Origin of the sequence: Microcoleus sp. AR_TQ3_B6, assembly GCF_036702785.1 — a bacterium.
GTDB lineage: Bacteria > Cyanobacteriota > Cyanobacteriia > Cyanobacteriales > Microcoleaceae > Microcoleus.
On the sequence record NZ_JAUBVJ010000121.1, the window covers coordinates 1 to 18871 of the forward strand.

The following is an 18871-nucleotide window of genomic DNA, read 5'->3' on the forward strand; positions in this document are numbered from 1 at the left end:
TGTTGACTGTTGACTGTTGACTGTTGACTGTTGACTGTTGACTGTTGACTGTTGACTGTTGACTGTTGACTGTTAACGGGCGGGTCGAAAAACTGAATGATGGTTGAGTGTTGACTGTTGACGCGATTTTACGCCCGACTCCAGAAGCGCGGATTTGATATAAGCTATGGGCCGCATCCCGCAACCTAAAAACGGATTTATAAGGCCCAACGGTCCAAGGGAGCTAGCAAAAGTCAGCCCACGATTTCCTGCGTAAAAGTACAAAATAAATCAGTATACTGGCGAAGGATACTCAGATAACAGCAGAATTAGATCAATGTTTACAGATATCAAGGAGGAATAGCACTCGATGCAAAAGCTAAACAGTTCAAAGTTGGTCGCCTTACTAATTGGGACAGCAGTCATTTTTTTGAGTTGGGTAACATCAGTTAGCGCTCAAGCGAAACTCACAGAGCGATCGAAACTAGCCATTAATGGAATTGGGCCAATTCGGGTTGGTATGACAGTTGATGAAGCGTCAAAAGCAGGTGGGATTAGATTAATTAGAAGTGGGAGTGGTGGTATGGACGAGTATCAGTGTTCCTACGTCCAACCAAAAGGAGAGCCAAAAGGAATTGCCTTTATGGTAACAAAGGGTCGCATTGCCAGAGTGGATATTACCAGCAAGCCCATTACCACCCTGAGTGGAGCTAGAATCGGGGATAATGAAAACAGAATTTTATCTTTATATCCAGGGCAAATTAAAGCAACTCCTCATCCTTATGTAAGCCGCCCACCTGAGAATGGAAAATATCTAACTTTCTTCCCTAAAGATGCGGCTGACAAAAACTACCGCATAATTTTTGAGACTAGCAAAAATCGTGTAGATAGGTTCCGTTCGGGTAAACTTCCTGAAGTTGAGTATATAGAAGGCTGTTCGTAATAGGCTCAAAAAACTCTTAATCCTGTGACATCAAACTCAACAGCCGACAGCACTTTGGGTTCCATCTCCTAGAAATCAGAACAAGCTTGGCATCAGGAAACACGAAATACTCCGTCAAACGATTTTTGATTTTTGATTTTTGATTTTTGATTTTTGATTTTAGAATTGAAGCATTGACCCCACGGATACATTCGGGGGGCAAGTTTCATCAGATACAGGTTTTTTATTTCTGGACGGATGAATCCGGGGGCTTGTATCCTGGATGCTTTCGGTCGGCGTACCCATGCGGTAATTCAACGCTTTGTAGTCGATCGCCCAATCCTGGAAATCTCGATTTCGATCGCCCGCAATAGCCAACAGATGCAAAAATAATTAGAGACTACTTAACATCAGTCCCAGTTAAAAAAAAGAATCCAACTGTAAGCCAGTGATCCAAACCCTCATAAAATCAGTGATTTCCCATCGAAAATCGAAAATCGAAAATCGAAAATAGCATGAGTCCCAGCTTGCGAACAGTCATTGCTACCAGGTATGTCACTCCCTTGCGCGAGGGCGGATCGCTGCCGGCGATCGTCGAAGCAGATGATGATGGTATGTACGTACTCAAATTTCGCGGTGCGGGCCAGGGAGCCAAATCTCTGATCGCTGAGCTAGTGGCGGGAGAGATTGCTCGCGCCTCCGGACTCCCAATCCCCGAACTCGTCTTTGTTGAACTAGATCCCGAACTGGCTCGCACTGAGCCCGATCCGGAAATTCAAGATTTGATCCGAGCAAGTGCTGGCCTCAACCTCGCCCTCGACTATCTCCCCGGGTCCATCACCTTTGACCCGATAGCGGGGAAGTCCGATGCGGATCTCGCCTCAGAAATCGTCTGGTTCGATGCTTTCGTGACCAACATCGATCGCACCTCGCGCAATGCAAATATGCTGGTATGGCACCGCCGGCTTTGGCTGATCGATCACGGTGCAGCCCTCTACTTCCACCACACCTGGAAAGATTATCTCTCGCGCAGCCGCGATCGTTTCCCCCCAATCAAAGACCACGTTCTGCTGCGTTTTGCCAGCACCCTGGAAGCAGCAAATTTAAAGATGACTCACAGGCTAACCCCGGACATCATTAGCCACATCGTTAAACTAATTCCTGATACTTGGCTGGTGGGAAATTCTCCTTTCAGCGATAGCAACCAACATCGGGATGCTTATATCGAGTACCTGCTAAATCGGCTAGAATCACCACATATTTTTTTGGAGGAGGCGATTAGTGCCCGATCGATTTCTTTATGATTACGCCATTATCCGCGTCGTTCCCAAAGTTGAGCGCGAGGAGTTTATCAACGTGGGGGCGATCGTTTCCTGCGGTACGAAAAAATTCCTCGAAGCCCGTATCGAAATTGATGAAAAGCGCTTGATGGCGATCGACTCAACGTTGGATCTGGAAATGCTTCGCAATCACCTAGCAGTCATTCCTATCATTTGTGCAGGCGGCTCCGAATCTGGCGCGATCGGTCAACTTCCCCACAGAGAGCGCTTTCACTGGCTCGTAGCACCCCGCAGCACGATCGTTCAGACATCGCGGGTACACACTGGTTTTTGCCAGAATCTACCGGGTGCGATCGAACACTTGCTCGATACAATGGTGCGATCGTCAGTCGATTTTAGATTTTAGATTTTAGATTTTAGATTTACTCATTTTAGCTAAACATAAGAACGCCAGAGCAAAAGTCCTGACTGCTAATATCAAATCTGTTAGTATCGGAATTATTCCTATCTCTGTTCTCGACCTCTGGGTGAATCAGGGTCAATTCCTTGTCCTCTGCGGTTATTCTCTTTTTTTTACCGCAGATACAGGCAGATAAACACAGATTAACGCAGATGAGTGGAGGAGGCTACAGGATTTGATCTAACTTTTCTAAAGTCTTAGCAGCAGTTTCGCAAGGTAGAAAGATGATGCAAGTTGAACAGACAAATATGACGTTACCTCTCTGGGGTTTAGCATTTTTCATTGGGTGGACGATCGCAGTCGTTATCTTGTTGCTGGCAGTCAGGGTTCGGCATTTATCAGCAGGCGGATCTATAAAAGATTTCAGCACAAAGAACGACGACAGTTTGCTTTGGCGACTAGTTCGAGTACACTCTAATTTGGTGGAAAATCTGCCTTTGTATTTGGGAGTTGTTTTCCTTCTAACCGTTAGGGGTGTTTCTGGAACAGCAGTAGATTTGCTGGTTGTTGTGTACATCCTTTTTCGGCTTGTACATTCCGTGATTCACATCGCTGGCCTCGACCCAAAGTTTCGGTTCTTCACCTTAGTAATTCAGTTAAGCTGCTTGGTGGCCTTAACTATTATGGCAGTTTTCTAGTTGAGGTCTTGCCCAATTGACGGCTATATATAGTAGGGTGCATCAGGGGCCAACTTTAATTGTTTCGTATACAGCGCAAGTCAGGCGCGCTTTACAAGTCGATGCTACAGTGACATTACTGTCTGTGATTTGGGTAATTTATTGAAGTTTATGAACCGAATATCTCGTGCGGTCGCTGTTATTTTAATTGTATTAGGGTGCATTATTTCTGTTTTATTTCAGACACCGCAATCAGCCTTAACTGTGCCACCTCCTGTGCAAGTATCTCCACGAGGCGGAGGAGATTTTTCTGAGAAAATTAATTTGGGACGGCACTTTCAAGAGCTAGGAGTTGAAGGCTCGATCGCAATTTACGATTTGAATAGCGATCGGCTTTATCAACACAACCCGCAGCGTAACACCACAGCTTTTTTACCTGCATCTACATTTAAGATTCTCAACTCTCTGATTTCCTTAGAAACAGGGGTGATTTCAGATGAGATTGCTGTTCTAACTTGGGATGGAATTCAAAGGCAATTTCCTGCATGGAATCGAGACTTGAATATGAGAGAAGCCATAAAACTTTCCGCCGTTTGGTTTTACCAAGTTCTCGCCCGCAGAGTCGGACACGAGCGAATGCAAAAATGGGTAGCTAAAGTCGGTTATGGCAACCAAAAAATCGGTAACAAAGACGATATTGACAAATTCTGGTTAGAGGGAGAACTGCGAATCACACCCAACGAGCAAATTCAGTTTCTCCGCCGTCTATACAAAAATGATTTACCCTTTTCTGAGCGCTCGCTGTCTCTGGTTAAAGACATCATAATTGTTGAACAAACTCCCGATTACACAATTAGAGCTAAAACAGGCTGGGCAAACTTTGGAGACAAAACAAAGCCTCAAATTGGCTGGTATGTAGGTTATTTAGAAAAGGATAAAAATGTTTACTTTTTTGCGACAAACATTGACATCCGCAACGAAAATGACGCCTCTGCAAGAATCGAGTTAACGCGCCGTTGCTTCAAGGATCTTGCGCTGCTGTAACTGCGTTATTTGTTCTATAATCTTCGCAAAAATGCCAGCGGATGGGCTAAGGGTGATAGCCAAAACACCCATTTATGCGATGCCTGAGTTCGATCGTAGGAAGCCGAGTCTTTTAAATCTTTTAAAACTTACGCAATTGGCACATATAGCAATCCTAAATGATTATACTCGTTACCAGGCTCTTCCTGGTAACGCATATCCGGAGGAAGAGCCTCCATAGTCTGGGCCGAGGCTCTTCAAGAGTGACATCGGTTAAGAGGCTCTTCCTGGTAACCAGTTAACCAGTTATTGAAACTGATGCGAGGATTGCTATATATATAATTGCTATAGTGCTATATATCATTTCTCGCAGCAAGGCGACAATCATCTAAGAGAGCATTAAGTTCTTCAACGACTAGCCAAGGGTTTCGACCTTTCAAACAAGCTACGATCGCTGCTTCATAGGGATTTCTGCCAGTTTTTTTTACTGCTGCGATCGCCTGTTTGTTAGAAAATCCCCGCCCGCTGACCAACCAAGCAGCCAAAACCTGTCCTGTACGTCCGATCCCCCCAGAACAGTGAACTACCACCCGTTCGCCTTTGCTATTTGCAGATTCCAAGAACGGCAATATTCGATCGATTAAAATATCGCGATCGACCAATTGAAAGTCTGCAATCGGCGCCCAGCAAACTCGATCGCACCCAAATATTTTCCGATATGTTCCCAGTAAGTCACTGTAGCGGATGAGTTGGGTTTGAGCGAGCAAGCAGCAAACTTGCTTGATATTATGCCCCTGCATAAATTCAATCCAGCAAGCAATTTCTGCATCGCGGTATCCTGGTCTGGCTGCACCAAACACAATTAATTCATTCTCTGAAGCCGCAGCAAATTTGTGCATAATGTTTTCAATATTTTTACCTATAATTAAGAAAGACGCACAAATCCTGAATCAACAGTGAAAAACAACAGCTCGATCGGTTTAATGAACTGGCTGCAACCCAAACCAGAAACCGTTTTATTATGCGACTCAATTGCAGCAGCTTCGGACATGGCATTTATGCTCAACGGTGAGTGGGATGGGTGCAATAGTTTGGTACTCCCTAAATGCGACAAGGTAGCAATTGAAGCAGCCGCCCGTTTGCTGGAGACATCGTGGTGCTACCAAAATACTTGCGAACCGATTTTAATTCGCCTGGAAGCTGACGAATTGCTGCGCCGTTATGGGATTGGAGACAGGTTTTTTATTAATGCTAACTTGCGATGCGCGCAGTTGAGCGAACTTTGCTTGGAAAACATTGATTTGAGTTATGCTAAATTAAATTTGGCTAACCTCAGCGGCACTAATTTAAGCAAAGCAAGCTTAATGGCCGCACAGATGCAATCCGCAAACTTGAGTGGCTGTAACTTGAGTAAATCACAACTTGTGAGGGCGAATTTATCAGGAGCAAATTTATCAGATGCTAATCTCAGAGGTGCCGATCTGAGTTATGCAGATTTAAGCAATGTTTGCTTAACAGGTGCTGACTTCAGAGGTGCCAACTTAGCGAGAACAGACTTAAGAAAAACCAGCTTAGATGGGGCTATATTTGAGTAATATCAAATCCCGCTTAAATACTCCCTCTCACACCCCGTAGGTAAATCCTGTAAACATTTATCTGCGTTAATCCGCGTACATCTGCCCCAATCTGCGGTTAAAGTTCCAAAGTAATTAACTGAGCAATTTCCTCAGTTTGAAAACCCAAAGCCATCGGCCTTTGCACTGCCGGAATCACCTGCACATCATAAAGTTCCGTGACAACTCCTTCAAAGCGCAACCAGTGAACGATCGCCCCATTCGTCAAATCAATCACCATCATACCGCAGCGAGGCTCAGCATCCTTGGCTGCTAACAACTCATCCAATTCTAAACCGCTAAAAGTATTGTCACCACCCCGAGGTTTCGAGAGTCCAACAATCGCCCAATTTTGCCAAAAAGCCAGTCCTCGGACATATCCCGGACAAAACGTAATCGCCTGAAATTTCCCTGTATCTAAATCCACATAACCCAATTCCCCTCTCCCCGAATTCAGCAACCACAACTTGTCTTGATACCAGCGCGGCGAGTGTGGCATTGACAATCCTCTGACGATAATCTCATTAGATTCAATATCAATAACTATACCCCCGTTTTGTCTGCGATCGCGCCAGCCATCCACCACATCCGACTGACTCGACGCTGTGACATATTTCGGTTGTCCATCCACCATTGCCAAACCGTTGAGGTGACAGCGGTCTTCATTTATATATTGTGATATAAAACGGGGTTTCCAGAGAGGTTTGCAACTGTGCCGATCGCTCAAAGTAGCGATACAATTAAATAAAGTGCTAATAAAAATAATTTGATTATTTTTATCGACTGCGATATCGTGAATGTCGATATCTCCTGTAGTATAACCGATTCTTGGTATATATAATTTATCGTATCCTTGATATAACTTCCCGGATTCTAAGACATTATCTAATTGCCAGAGTTGATATTTTGAACTCAAATAAAGGCGTTCCGGCGTGCAGAAAAGCCCCATTGCGCGATCGAAGATTCGCCAATATCCAGAAATAGTATTAGTTTCTGGATTGCTACCAATAAATATTAACCTCTTGGTTTGATAGGTAGTACAAGCGAGGCTGATTTGTTGTTGGGTTAACCACGATGGGAACTCGCGATCGCCCATTAAATCCTGTGGCGAATCTGCACTAGCATCCCTTGTCGAATTCTGACTGTTATCCCTATTTTTATCCCTTAAACTTCTGACTTTTTCCACTGGATCCTGGGCTGAATTCCTAACTAAATTGCTTGTTCTATCGGGTTTTAAATCAGTTTTTAACCTTCTCTCAGCTTCTTTTTCTATCCCTTCTGCCCTGTCGATCTGTATCGCTTCCGGCTGCTGACCAGATTGATACCGTTCCCAAATCATTTGATATCCTAATTCCAAATATCGCACAGTTTGAGGTGTATTAAACAGTGGCAATTGTCGGCGATTTTCATTGAGGTAATTTTTCAGCTTTTGTAACTCTTGAGGATGAGTAGCTAAATGCACCGCCAACTTTTCATACTCTTCTAAACTATTAACGATTAAATGCGGTAAATTAACCGCATTTAATAAACTTGCTCCCACCCGCGCCGCAAAAGTTTCTCCTGGGAAGGTAATAAAGGGGATTCCCATCCACAAAGCATCGCTCCCTGTCGTGTGGGCATTATAATATAAAGTATCGAGGAATAAGTCTATCCAAAGGTGGCGTAATAGGTGTTCCTCTTGTAATAATCTCGGTGCAAATATTAGGCGATCGCCATCAATTCCCCGCAGATTAGCCTGAGCTTTCAGGTTCCGAGTTGCTTCTGGATTGCTCTCTAATAGCCACAGTACACTATTAGGTACTTGCTCTAAAATTCGCATCCACACGCTAAACATGACTGGCTCAATTTTGCGACTGTGATTGAAGCAGGCAAAGACAAACGTCTCTTCTGGTAAGCCATATTTGGATTTGGGGTTTTTCTGTTTAATTTGCGCGTCTTCTGCGGGGCAAACTCTCAGATAATTGTTAATCTGATAGCTATGTGGCAGGCAAATAAATTTTTCAGTAAAAAACTCGGCGAGGCGGGGGGGTGTTACGATATTATCTGTGATGATGTAATCTATAAATTCGGCTCCCATCGTGTTTGCGTAAGTTAGATAACTAACTTGAATGGGAGCGGGGCGCATTGCTAAGATTTCTGGGTTAGAATATTGGGTATAGCCTCCCATGTCGATTAGGATGTGAATATTATCATTGTATATTTTTTCTGCGGCTGTTCGGGTAGGGATTCCTCGCACGTCGGTAAATTTATCGCAGTCTGCTTCTATTTTTTGACGCTCAATACTGCCGTCATTGGGACCGAGAGAGTAGGCGAATATCTCAAATTGGGCGCGATCGTGCAAGGCGAATAATTCACCCATTAAATGCGTTAAAGCGTGGTTGTAAAAATCTCCAGCGATGTAACCTATTCGCAAGACTTCGGGGGTTGTAACAGGGGGGATGTGAGGGGGAAAATAATTTTGAGGAACTTTACTGCTGACAAATTTAGCGAAGTAGCGAGTAATTGCTAGATGTCTGTCACCCTCAAAAGGCGAGTACATAACAAAGTCAAAAATAGATAAGTCTTTCAATATATTTTGTTCTATTAAATTTCTGCCAATTTCCCACATTTTTTCGCTTTCTGCTGCTAAATTATCCCACAGGCATATCCCCTGGTAAATTTTTATCAAAGCTGCCATTGCATTGATGTTATGCGAGTCTAGCTGCAAGATTATTTGATAGTTGGCAGCAGCTTCGCTGTATTCATAGCAGCGGTATTGAACATTGGCTAAGTTTCCCCGATAGGGAATAAAATCCGGTTGAATTTCTAAAGCTTTTTGATGGCAAATTTTCGCTTCTAGCAGTTTTTCTTGTTGGGCAAGCAAGACTCCTAGACTGTTGTAGGCGAGCGCATAATTGGGATTGTATGTAACAGCTTGTTGGTAGGCCGCGATCGCCTCCTCGACTTCCCCCATATTTTCCAGCGCTGCCCCTAAATTATACCAAGCTTGAGAGTAGCGCTGTTCGCAATTTAAAGCTTGGCGGTAAAGGGCGATCGCTTCTGGCCATTCTTGCTTAACTAACTTAGCATTTCCTAATTGAAAATAAGCAGGCGCATAATTAGGCTGCAGCGCAATAATCTGTCGATATTCCCTCCCTGCTGCCTCCCAGTCGCCTTGTTTTTGCATAGCCAGCGCTCTATCATAGAGGCTTTCTACAGAAATTTTATGGGACATTTTATTAATCGTTTTCAACCATTTTTCCCATTCTAATGCACGCACCCTCCAAGTGCAATGTTTATTAAAATAATCTACCTGTTTTTGCAAAAATTGTTCAGTTTCTTGTGGGTTAGCGCCTCTTAGGACTTCTAGCACCTCCAGAATTGCCTCCAGAAATTCTTGGGCATAAGATTCTCTTTCGGAGAGCGAACTGAAGGGAGCGAGCGAATTTGAAGTAGTGGACTGAGACAGCGAGATTAAACGCGCAAAACCTGCCGTTGTTTCGGGCAAAGCTCCCCAGTTGCTAGTCACGACAAAACAACCGCTAGCTAGAGCTTCCATCACGGAGATACAAGAAGTTTCTGCAAAGGTATTTGGGTACGCTAATATATTAATCGAGCGCAATTCCCTAGCGAGTTCTGGCTGAGTTAGCGAACCGACATACTCCACTCCTGCTGTTTCTGCACAGCGGCGGTATAGCGGCTCCCATTCATCTCTATCTTCTGTTACTTGATAGACTTTTAAACTAGAAAATACCTTTAATCTCACATCGGTAAATCGCTGCCGAATTTTCGGGAAGATATCTAAAAGTAAATCTAAACCGCGAAAGGGAGTGCTGGTATAAGTTAAAACAGGAGGTTGTAATTTTTGGGTAAAAATAGCTTCGCCTTCAGTGAGGTTTTTTTCAAAAGCAGGAGCGATCGCATTTTTTATAACTCCTAATTGCATATTTGTCATATTGAATTGTTCTAAATATAGCTGCTTTTGCCACTCGCTGACAAAAATTATCGCATCGTAGAGCAATTGGATTGATAAACTTCGTAAAGGCTGCGCTGCCGCCTGGTCGCAAGCGTGTTGCATCCAGAGAATTAACTTAGTTTTTTCCCCCAATAGTGGCTTTAACTGCGTTCCAGTTTCCGGGTGATTTAGGACAATAGCAGCATCAAAAAAATTTAACAAGTCTTGAGAAAGATTAGTCAAAGGAAAGCAATGGACTCCCCGATACACTCCTGGTTTAGAAGTGTTATTGTACAACCATACTTCATGTCCAATAGCTGCTAGTGCTACTGCTAAATAGCACAAAGCCGACTGAGAGCCGCCTAGAGGTTGGCGGTAAGGAGTTTCTATATCGTAATCCCATACAATCGCATCAAAAAAGCCGATTTTCATAGTAAATAAAGTGAAATTATGCCAGTCGGAGAAATATGAAGCTTTGTTAGAAGGGATAACAAAAAAAATTGATAGAGGTGACTATACCAATCATACACATCATCAGTCACGGTCGGCAGGGAATTAGATCGCAACAGCGCCTGACGGAGATTACATTTTTAATGGCTGAAACCATTGCTATTATTGCATTTTTATATCTATTTTCTTCGTCCTTCTTTCTTCTGCAATACAACTCGCAAATAGGGCTTGGCAACTAAGGCGATCGCTCACAGTATCTCTATTCATAGAATCTAGAGGCAGATCTTTATATATCCCAAATGTAGGGCGATCGCAATTCCTGTAGGCACCGATTTTACCGATCGTAATTGCCTAAAATCAATAATATAATAAACCCGCCCCCACCTCGACTTTGTGGAGTTTATGTAATATACCCAGAGGAATATAAATCTTTGTAAACTCGCCCGTTGAAGCACACACTGCGCTGGAACATCTGCTAGGTTTTTTGCTCTTAAAAGTCTACGGTGTCATCTGCCCTAAGGTATAAGTACCGTGTCTTAACTCAAATCGGGCGATCGACGCAAACCAACTCAACAAATTCTTCCACAGCAACCAAAAGCAGATGAAAACTCTAGTTCAAATTAACCACAAAAAAGAATTTTCCCTAATTAATTACATCAGCAACCCGCTAAGGGAAATAGTCATCCTCGACCCCACAATACCAGATAGCCACCACATAGCCTCTGGCATCAAACCGGGCACAGCAACCTACATCCTCGAAAGCCAGCCTGACGCCGTAGAGCAAATCGCCACAATCCTAGCTCAGCATACAGACCTCGAAGCCCTCCACATCATCTCACACGGCCGTTCCGGCAGCCTTTACTTACGCACAACAGAACTAAACAGCAGCAACATAGAAAACTACAGCCAACAGTTACAACAGTGGCGAAACAGTTTCACTGCCCAGGCCAGCATCATATTATATGGATGTAACTCCGCAGCCGGAGATAGAGGCCACAAATTCCTCACTCAACTGCACCAACTCACCGGCGCCAACATCGCAGCCAACCCCACTACCACAGGTAACAGCCAACTAGGGGGTAACTGGGACATCTCCCAACTCATCCCCCCATCCCCCGAAAAGCCCAAACTGGCCCTTACAGAAACCACCCTCAAAACCTACAGCGGCGTACTAGGCTTCGCCCCCCAAGTCCCCTTCCTTCCTGGCCAAGGCCCCGTCTGGGTCAGCATCGGCGACATCAACTCGGACAAAAAACCAGACTTAGCTGTGGCGAACTCGGGCAGCGACAACAGCGTCTCCATCCTGCTCAACACCACCCCCACCGGAGCCACCACCCCCACTTTCGCCACCAAAGTTGACTTCCCTACTGGCACTCGCCCCTTTTCCGTCAGCATCGACGACATCAACGGCGACGGTTTACCAGACATAGCTGTGGCAAACTTCAACAGCAACACCGCCTCCATCCTGCTCAACACCACCCCCACCGGAGCCCCCACCCCCACTTTCGCCACCCGAGTTGACTTCCCTACAGGCAGTAACCCCGCCTCCGTCAGCATCCGCGACTTCAACGGCGACGGTTTACCAGACTTAGCTTTGGCGAACTCGGGCAGCGACAACAGCGTCTCCATCCTGCTCAACACCACCCCCACCGGAGCCCCCACCCCAATTTTCGCCCCCCAAGTCCCCTTTCCTACTGGCAATAGCCCCAGAGGCGTCAGCATCGGCGACTTCAACGGCGACGGCAAACCAGATGTAGCAACGGCGAACTACAACAGCAGCGATGTCTCCATCCTGCTCAACACCACCCCCACCGGAGCCCCCACCCCCACTTTCGCTCCCCAACTCCCCTTCCCTACTGGCGCTAAACCCAGAGGCGTCAGCGTGGGCGACATCAACGGCGACGGCAAACCTGATTTAGCAACGGCGAACTCGGGCAGCAGCGGTGTCTCCATCCTGCTCAACACCACCCCCACCGGAGCCCCCACCCCCATTTTCGCCCCCCAAGTCCCCTTTCCTACTGGCAATGGCGCCGCCTCCGTCAGCATCGGCGACATCAACAGCGACAAGAAACCAGACTTAGCTGTGGCGAACGCTATCAGCAGCACCGCCTCCATCCTGCTCCACACCACCCCCAAAGTTACCGCTGTCACCGCCAACACCCCTAACGGCAGCTACGGCATCGGTGCCACTATCCCCATCACCGTCTTCTTCGATGTCGCCGTCAACGTGACCGGCACACCCCGACTGCAACTAGAAACAGGCACAACTGACCGCTTTGCCACCTATACCAGCGGTAGCAGCGGTATACCCATCTTCAACTATGTAGTCCAAGCAGGAGACACCTCTGCCGACTTAGAATACCTCGCCACCAACGCCCTCACCCTCAACGGCGGCACAATTAAAGATAATTTGGCGGATGCCGTCTTAACCCTCCCCGCCCTAGCCTCAGCCAACTCCCTCGGCGGTAGCAAAGCCATAGTTATCGATGGTGTTGCACCCACCATCACCAGCGTCACCTCTAGCACCGCCAACGGCAGTTACAACACAACAGGCAACATCAATGTCACAGTCAACTTCAGCGAACCAGTTACCTTAGCCAGCGGTAACATGAGTGTCGCCTTAAACACAGGTGGCACTGTCACTATTCCACCTTTCACAGGCACATCTGCTGTAGGCACATACACTCCAGCAGCAGGACAAAATAGCACCGACCTCAACTCAACAGGCATAACTTTACAAGTCGGTGCAACATTAAGAGATGCTGTGGGAAATAATGCAACCTTGACTATTCCTGCGGGGCAGTCTTTAGCGGATAGCAAAGCCATAGTTGTAGACACCGTTGTCCCCACAGTTGCCTTAACATCCGCATCAGCAACAACCACAAACGCACCATTTTTAGTCACAGCAACATTCAGCGAAAGCGTCGCAGGATTTATTGCCAGCGACGTTACTCTTACTAACAGTACGATTAGCGGTTTCACGGGTAGCGGCACAACCTATACTTTTACCGTAACACCTAATGCTGATGGCCCTGTCACCGTTGATGTCCCAGCAGCAAGAGCAACTGATATTGCAGGTAATAATAATACCGCCGCCACTCCACTGACTCGTACTGCTGATATTACAGCTCCCACAGTTGCCTTAACATCAACTTCCCCAACAACCACAAACGCACCATTTTTAGTCACAGCAACATTCAGCGAAAGCGTCACAGGATTTATTGCCAGCGACGTTACTCTTACTAACAGTACGATTAGCGGTTTCACGGGTAGCGGCACAACCTATACTTTTACCGTAACACCTAATGCTGATGGTCCTGTCACCGTTGATGTCCCAGCAGCAAGAGCAACTGATATTGCAGGTAATAATAATACCGCCGCCACTCAACTGACTCGTACTGCTGATATTACAGCCCCCACAGTTGCCTTAACATCAACTTCGGCAACCACAGTCAACGCAGCATTTAGCGTCACAGCAACATTCAGTGAAGATGTCAACGGCTTTGATAATACTGATATCACTGTAGCCAATGCGACTATCGGTAACTTTGCCAAAGTTAATGGCAAAACCTACACCTTTGATGTCACTCCCGCTGCTAGTGGTAATGTCACCGTTGATGTCCCAGCAGCAATAGCAACGGATACTGGGGGTAATAATAATACCGCAGCAACCCCACTGGTTCGTACTGCTAATGTCACCACACCTGACATCACCCCGCCAACAGTTGCCTTAACCTCAACTGCAACACCAACAGTAACAGGTTTATTTAGCGTCACCGCCACATTCAGTGAAGATGTCAACGGCTTTGATAATACTGATATCACCGTAGCCAATGCGACTGTCAGTAACTTTGTCAAAGTTGATGGCAAAACCTACACCTTTGATGTCACTCCCGCTGCTAGCGGTAATGTCACCGTTGATGTCCCAGCAGCAATAGCAACGGATACTGGGGGTAATAATAATACCGCAGCAACCCCACTGGTTCGTACTGCTAATGTCACCACACCTGACATCACCCCGCCAACAGTTGCCTTAACCTCAACTGCAACACCAACAGTAACAGGTTTATTTAGCGTCACCGCCACATTCAGTGAAGATGTCAACGGCTTTGATAATACTGATATCACCGTAGCCAATGCGACTGTCAGTAACTTTGTCAAAGTTGATGGCAAAACCTACACCTTTGATGTCACTCCCGCTGCTAGCGGTAATGTCACCGTTGATGTCCCAGCAGCAAGAGCAACTGATATTGCTGGTAATAATAATACCGCAGCAACCCCACTGGTTCGTACTGCTAATGTCACCACACCTATTGTTGATATCATCCCACCTACTGCTGACTTAAGTGCATTTTCTAACATTACTAATTCTGGTGGTACAAGCCAGATATTGACAGTTACTTTTAGTGATAGTAGTGGAGTAGATGTTAGCAGTTTAGATAATTCGGATGTGGTTATAAATTGGTCAGGTGGTGCTATTCCTGCTCGCTTTATTAGTGCCACACCGACTGGAAATGGTACGCCCCGCACAGCAACATATTCGTTCACGCCGCCTGGGGGAACTTGGGATAGTTTTGACAATGGTACTTACACAGTTAATTTGCAAGCATCGCAGGTGAAGGATGTTGTTGGCAATTTGTCTGCTGCTAGCAATTTAGGTACTTTTAGCGTGAATGTTGCTGCACTCGCGCCAACACCCCCAGCCGTACCAACCCCTGGGCCATCGGTAACGCCAACACCGGCACCAACAATAGCTGAAACACCTGCGGAAACCCCTGCGGAAACACCGACACCTAAACCAACAATAGCGCCAACACCAACAACCAACAACATCCCCAACGATGACTGCATCTGCGATGATATTGCCTATCCCAATTTAAACCAACCCAATACAGTTGAAAACACCATACTCGGTGTATCGTCCATTCAAATAGGTACTGCCAAAAACGATGAATTCTTAGGCAGCAATAGGGGCAATATATTCGATGCTTCTTCCGGGGATGACAATTTATATGGTGCCGACAGCGACGATATCCTTAACGGCAACACAGGCAATGATTTTATCACAGGTGGCACAGGTGATGACATTCTATTTGGAGATGAAAATAATGACATTATTCTTGGCGACTTGGGCAAGGATAATGTCTTTGGAGGCAAAGGCAATGACTCTATCAATAGCCGCGAAGGTGATGATATCGTTTATGGAAATAGAAATGATGATTTTATTGATGGCGGTAAGGATAATGACACCTTATTTGCAGGCAAAGGGAATGACATAGTGCTGGGTAGTCTGGGAGATGATTACTTGTTTGGAAACAAGGGTTCGGATACCATCTGTGGCGGTGAAGGTAATGATTTTATCAGCGGTAACGAACAAGCAGATATCTTGGGAGGATGTGAAGGAAATGATACTATTTATGGCGGGGAAGATAACGATACTCTCAGTGGGTGTCAAGGTGATGATATTCTTTACGGAGACTTGGGGAATGATAGTTTAATTGGCGGTAGCGGTAACGATATCTTTGTCTTAAATTCAGCTCAAGGATTTGATGTTATTGCTGATTTTACAATCGGTCAAGATTTGATTGGATTAAGGGGAGGTTTGAGCTTTAGTTTGTTAGAAATAACTCAAAATACTCAGGGAACTATTATCAAAAATGTCTTGACAGGAGAGGAGTTAGGTGTGATGATAGGAGTGAGTGCCAATGCGATTACATCGGATAATTTCCGGGTAATTTAGGAAATCAAGAAAAGTGCGAGATCCCCTTCGATACAAAAGGACTCTCGCACTTCTACCAATTTTAAAAGGTCTAGCAAAAATTTAAGGATTATTCATACTTTCGGCTGCGCCACTGAGTAGGCTGATTTAAAGCATCCATGAGAATTCGCAAAACGCTAACGGTTCGGCTAAAGGTGACAGCTAAAACACCAATTTAGCCGATGCCCTAGTTGTATCGTAGGAAGGTGCGATCGCCAAACACAAAGCCTCACGCACTGCTACCAAAAATACATTCAATCCCAACAGCCAAAAGTGCCCAAATACACCAACCGGCGGCAGCGAACCAAACAGCAAATAGCACAATACAATCGGCACCGGCAAACCTTGAACCGCTAGCAACAGCCACAAATCGCCCCAGATTCGATCGCCAGAAGCTGCATCTTTCAAATCGAGCGACCCCATTCGTTCCAAGTCTCGATCGCCCTTTCCAAAAAGCCCATCTTAAAGCCCAAAGCAGCCGCATAGCGAACCCAAGTCACATCGCGAGCAAAAACAACCCCTCGCGACCTCATAGCCTCCCAATGCCACCAAAACCTCGCGCTTACACAAGAAACGATGCCCCGTATGTACAGGCGATCGTCACCTTGATGTTGCCCGAACGCTGCTAAGCTGTTGTGCATCTAATTTCACAGTCAATTTTTCTACAATTATTGTGGAAGGGGCCCCAGAACCCGTCTTTGCATTCAATTTAAATGCGTAGCAGCTTAGCACATTGTCTAATTGCCACAGTTGATATTTTGAACTTAAATAAAGGCGTGACGGCGTGGAAAAAAGCCCCATTGCGCGATCGAGTATTCGCCAAAAAGCCGATATTCTGTTTGTTTCTGGCGCTGCACCTATTAACATTAACCTCCTGGTTTGATAGGTGGTGCAAGCAAGACTGATTTGTTGTTGGGTTAACTAAGATGGAAAATCGCGACCCCCAAAAATCTCGTGTTATTGGGGTGTATTGAAATTTGTGCGATCGTGGATTGAATCAGAAATCATATATTTTCTATACAAATTGCGATCGTATCTATACAAATTGCGATCGTATCCAAATAACCTTGCTAAGGTGACAATTGTTTCAAATATAAAAATAATCTACCAATGCTAAATACAATTAGAGAGCTCGCTTTCATCGCCTCCGACATCCCAGACAGTCAAACCCTAATCTCGGGCATCAAAAAAGGCATCGAAACCGCCATCCTCGACCCAAACCGGGATGCCATAGCACAAATCACCCAAACCATCAAAGGCAAAAAATACTCAGCCATCCACATCATCTGTCACGGCGCCCCGGGTCATTTGCAGTTAGGAAATACAGCATTAAATATTGAAACCCTCCCCCAGTACACTTTTGAGATACAACAGTGGCGAGAAAGCCTAACAGCAGAGGCATCCATCCTATTGTACGGGTGCAACGTCGCCGAGAGTCTAGAGGCCGGTTCGCCTAGACATTTGAGAATAATCGACAACTCAAATAAACCAGCCGCCACCCCACCATGCGGCAATCAATTCCTGACTCAACTGCACCAACTCACCGGGGCATTCATCGTCGCCAACCCCAACCCCACGGGGAACTCAGCACGAGGAGGAACCTGGCAACTCACTTCATCCATCCCCCCATCCCCCACAAAACCCAAACTCGCCCTCACAGAAACCGCCCTCAAAACCTACAGCGGCATACTGGGTTTAGCCCCCAACGTAGACTTCCCCACTGGGGCTTGGCCCTCTTCAGTCAGCATCGGCGACATCAACTTGGACGGGAAACCAGATGTAGCTGTGGCGAAAGTTTCCAGCAACACCACCTCCATCCTCATCAACACCACCCCCACAGGCGCTACCACCCCCACCTTCGCCAAAGTAGACTTCTTCAGTCGGCTTGGCTCCGGCTCAGTCACCATCGACGACTTCAACGGCGACGGTTCACCAGATGTAGCTGTGGCGAGCGGCTTCAGCAACACCATCTCCATCCTCATCAACACCACCCCCACAGGCGCCACCACCCCCACCTTCGGCGCCATAGCAGACTTCCCCACTGGGGTTGTCCCCAGGTCATTCAGCATCGGCGACTTCAACAGAGACGGGAAACCAGATGTAGCAACGGCGAACAACGGCAGCAACACCACCTCCATCCTCATCAACACCACCCCCACAGGAAACTCCGCCACCTTCGCCCCCAAAGTAGACTTCCCCACTACAGGCGGCCCCAGATCAGTCAGCATCGGCGACATCAACGGCGACGGTTCACCAGATATAGCTGTGGCGAACGTCTACAGCAACACCACCTCCATCCTCATCAACACCACCGCCACAGGCGCTACCACCCCCACCTTCGCCCCCACAGTAGACTTCCCCACTTGGATTTTCCCCACATCAGTCAGCATCGGCGACTTCAACGGCGACGGAAAACCAGATGTAGCAACGGCGAACACTGACCGTGTCTCCATCCTCATCAACACCACCCCCACAGGCGCCACCACCCCCACCTTCGCCCCTAGAGTAGACTTCCCCACTCCGGGTGGCAGCAATTCAGTCAGCATCGGCGACTTCAACGGCGACGGGAAACCAGATGTAGCAACGACGGACACTGACCGTGTCTCCATCCTCATCAACACCACCGCCACAGGCGCCACCACCCCCACCTTCGCCCCCTTCGTCTCCTTCCTCACTGAGACTTACCCCCAATCAGTCAGCATCGGCGACTTCAACAGCGACGGGAAACCAGATGTAGCAACGGCGAACTATAACAGGAACACCACCTCCATCCTCCTCAACAACACCCCCAAAGTCAGCATCGCCGCCGGCACTACCCCCACCGAAACAGGCCCC

14 protein-coding genes are annotated in these 18871 nt (G+C 46.6%); 8 read left to right on the forward strand and 6 right to left on the reverse strand.

Annotation, left to right across the window (positions count from 1 at the left end):
• The coding region (locus QUB56_RS33575) for a hypothetical protein (protein WP_332960678.1) at positions 1-184 on the reverse strand (184 nt) is incomplete at its 3' end.
• 165 nt (positions 185-349) lie between these two features.
• On the opposite strand from QUB56_RS33575, the gene QUB56_RS33580 reads away from it, so the two are divergent.
• The 5 genes from QUB56_RS33580 (at position 350) to blaOXA (ending at position 4302) form a co-directional block, all read left to right on the forward strand.
• Positions 350-922 (forward strand): hypothetical protein, encoded by a 573-nt coding sequence (locus QUB56_RS33580; protein ID WP_332960679.1) that lies wholly within the window; start codon positions 350-352, stop codon positions 920-922.
• 494 nt (positions 923-1416) lie between these two features.
• Positions 1417-2205, forward strand: a complete 789-nt coding sequence (locus QUB56_RS33585) for a HipA family kinase (RefSeq protein ID WP_332960680.1) — start codon at positions 1417-1419, stop codon at positions 2203-2205.
• Positions 2183-2587, forward strand: a complete 405-nt coding sequence (locus tag QUB56_RS33590; protein ID WP_332960681.1) for a DUF3037 domain-containing protein — start codon at positions 2183-2185, stop codon at positions 2585-2587. The genes QUB56_RS33585 and QUB56_RS33590 overlap by 23 nt, the downstream gene beginning before the upstream one ends.
• Positions 2588-2865: 278 nt before the next feature.
• Positions 2866-3279 carry an MAPEG family protein gene (locus QUB56_RS33595; protein ID WP_332960682.1) on the forward strand — a complete coding sequence of 138 codons (414 nt, stop codon included), beginning with the start codon at positions 2866-2868 and terminating at the stop codon, positions 3277-3279.
• A gap of 150 nt (positions 3280-3429) precedes the next feature.
• Positions 3430-4302 carry a class D beta-lactamase gene (gene blaOXA, locus QUB56_RS33600; RefSeq protein WP_332960683.1) on the forward strand — a complete coding sequence of 291 codons (873 nt, stop codon included), beginning with the start codon at positions 3430-3432 and terminating at the stop codon, positions 4300-4302.
• Positions 4303-4634: 332 nt separating this feature from the next.
• On the opposite strand, the gene QUB56_RS33605 is transcribed toward blaOXA, so the two are convergent.
• Positions 4635-5180 carry a phosphatase domain-containing putative toxin gene (locus QUB56_RS33605; RefSeq protein ID WP_332960684.1) on the reverse strand — a complete coding sequence of 182 codons (546 nt, stop codon included), beginning with the start codon at positions 5178-5180 and terminating at the stop codon, positions 4635-4637.
• 57 nt (positions 5181-5237) lie between these two features.
• On the opposite strand from QUB56_RS33605, the gene QUB56_RS33610 reads away from it, so the two are divergent.
• Positions 5238-5876 (forward strand): pentapeptide repeat-containing protein, encoded by a 639-nt coding sequence (locus QUB56_RS33610; RefSeq protein WP_332960685.1) that lies wholly within the window; start codon positions 5238-5240, stop codon positions 5874-5876.
• Between the two features lie 97 nt (positions 5877-5973).
• On the opposite strand, the gene QUB56_RS33615 is transcribed toward QUB56_RS33610, so the two are convergent.
• Entirely contained in the window at positions 5974-10260 is a 4287-nt protein-coding gene (locus tag QUB56_RS33615) for a TIGR03032 family protein (RefSeq protein WP_332960686.1), read from the reverse strand.
• Between the two features lie 619 nt (positions 10261-10879).
• Between QUB56_RS33615 and QUB56_RS33620 the strand changes: the two genes are divergently transcribed.
• Complete coding sequence (locus tag QUB56_RS33620; protein WP_332960687.1) at positions 10880-16018, forward strand: Ig-like domain-containing protein; 5139 nt, start codon at positions 10880-10882, stop codon at positions 16016-16018.
• Between the two features lie 180 nt (positions 16019-16198).
• On the opposite strand, the gene QUB56_RS33625 is transcribed toward QUB56_RS33620, so the two are convergent.
• Genes QUB56_RS33625 through QUB56_RS33635 form a run of 3 tightly spaced genes read right to left on the reverse strand, consistent with a single transcriptional unit; the run spans position 16199 to position 16903 of the window.
• Positions 16199-16459, reverse strand: a complete 261-nt coding sequence (locus QUB56_RS33625; RefSeq protein ID WP_332960688.1) for a hypothetical protein — start codon at positions 16457-16459, stop codon at positions 16199-16201.
• Positions 16441-16677, reverse strand: a complete 237-nt coding sequence (locus QUB56_RS33630; protein ID WP_332960691.1) for a hypothetical protein — start codon at positions 16675-16677, stop codon at positions 16441-16443. The genes QUB56_RS33625 and QUB56_RS33630 overlap by 19 nt, the downstream gene beginning before the upstream one ends.
• Positions 16637-16903 (reverse strand): hypothetical protein, encoded by a 267-nt coding sequence (locus tag QUB56_RS33635; protein ID WP_332960689.1) that lies wholly within the window; start codon positions 16901-16903, stop codon positions 16637-16639. The genes QUB56_RS33630 and QUB56_RS33635 overlap by 41 nt, the downstream gene beginning before the upstream one ends.
• A 243-nt stretch (positions 16904-17146) precedes the next feature.
• On the opposite strand from QUB56_RS33635, the gene QUB56_RS33640 reads away from it, so the two are divergent.
• Positions 17147-18871, forward strand: a 1725-nt coding sequence (locus QUB56_RS33640; protein WP_332960690.1) for an FG-GAP-like repeat-containing protein, incomplete at its 3' end; no start/stop codon positions are given.

Excerpts from the sequence above, each read along its gene's own strand:
- QUB56_RS33580 (WP_332960679.1), top strand. The coding sequence starts at position 350 with ATGCAAAAGCTAAACAGTTCAAAGTTGGTCGCCTTACTAATTGGGACA.
- QUB56_RS33585 (WP_332960680.1), top strand. The coding sequence starts at position 1,417 with ATGAGTCCCAGCTTGCGAACAGTCATTGCTACCAGGTATGTCACTCCC.
- QUB56_RS33595 (WP_332960682.1), top strand. The coding sequence starts at position 2,866 with ATGATGCAAGTTGAACAGACAAATATGACGTTACCTCTCTGGGGTTTA.
- blaOXA (WP_332960683.1), top strand. The coding sequence starts at position 3,430 with ATGAACCGAATATCTCGTGCGGTCGCTGTTATTTTAATTGTATTAGGG.
- QUB56_RS33605 (WP_332960684.1), bottom strand. The coding sequence starts at position 5,180 with ATGCACAAATTTGCTGCGGCTTCAGAGAATGAATTAATTGTGTTTGGT.
- QUB56_RS33615 (WP_332960686.1), bottom strand. The coding sequence starts at position 10,260 with ATGAAAATCGGCTTTTTTGATGCGATTGTATGGGATTACGATATAGAA.
- QUB56_RS33620 (WP_332960687.1), top strand. The coding sequence starts at position 10,880 with ATGAAAACTCTAGTTCAAATTAACCACAAAAAAGAATTTTCCCTAATT.
- QUB56_RS33625 (WP_332960688.1), bottom strand. The coding sequence starts at position 16,459 with ATGGGGTCGCTCGATTTGAAAGATGCAGCTTCTGGCGATCGAATCTGG.
- QUB56_RS33630 (WP_332960691.1), bottom strand. The coding sequence starts at position 16,677 with ATGCACAACAGCTTAGCAGCGTTCGGGCAACATCAAGGTGACGATCGC.
- QUB56_RS33635 (WP_332960689.1), bottom strand. The coding sequence starts at position 16,903 with ATGTTAATAGGTGCAGCGCCAGAAACAAACAGAATATCGGCTTTTTGG.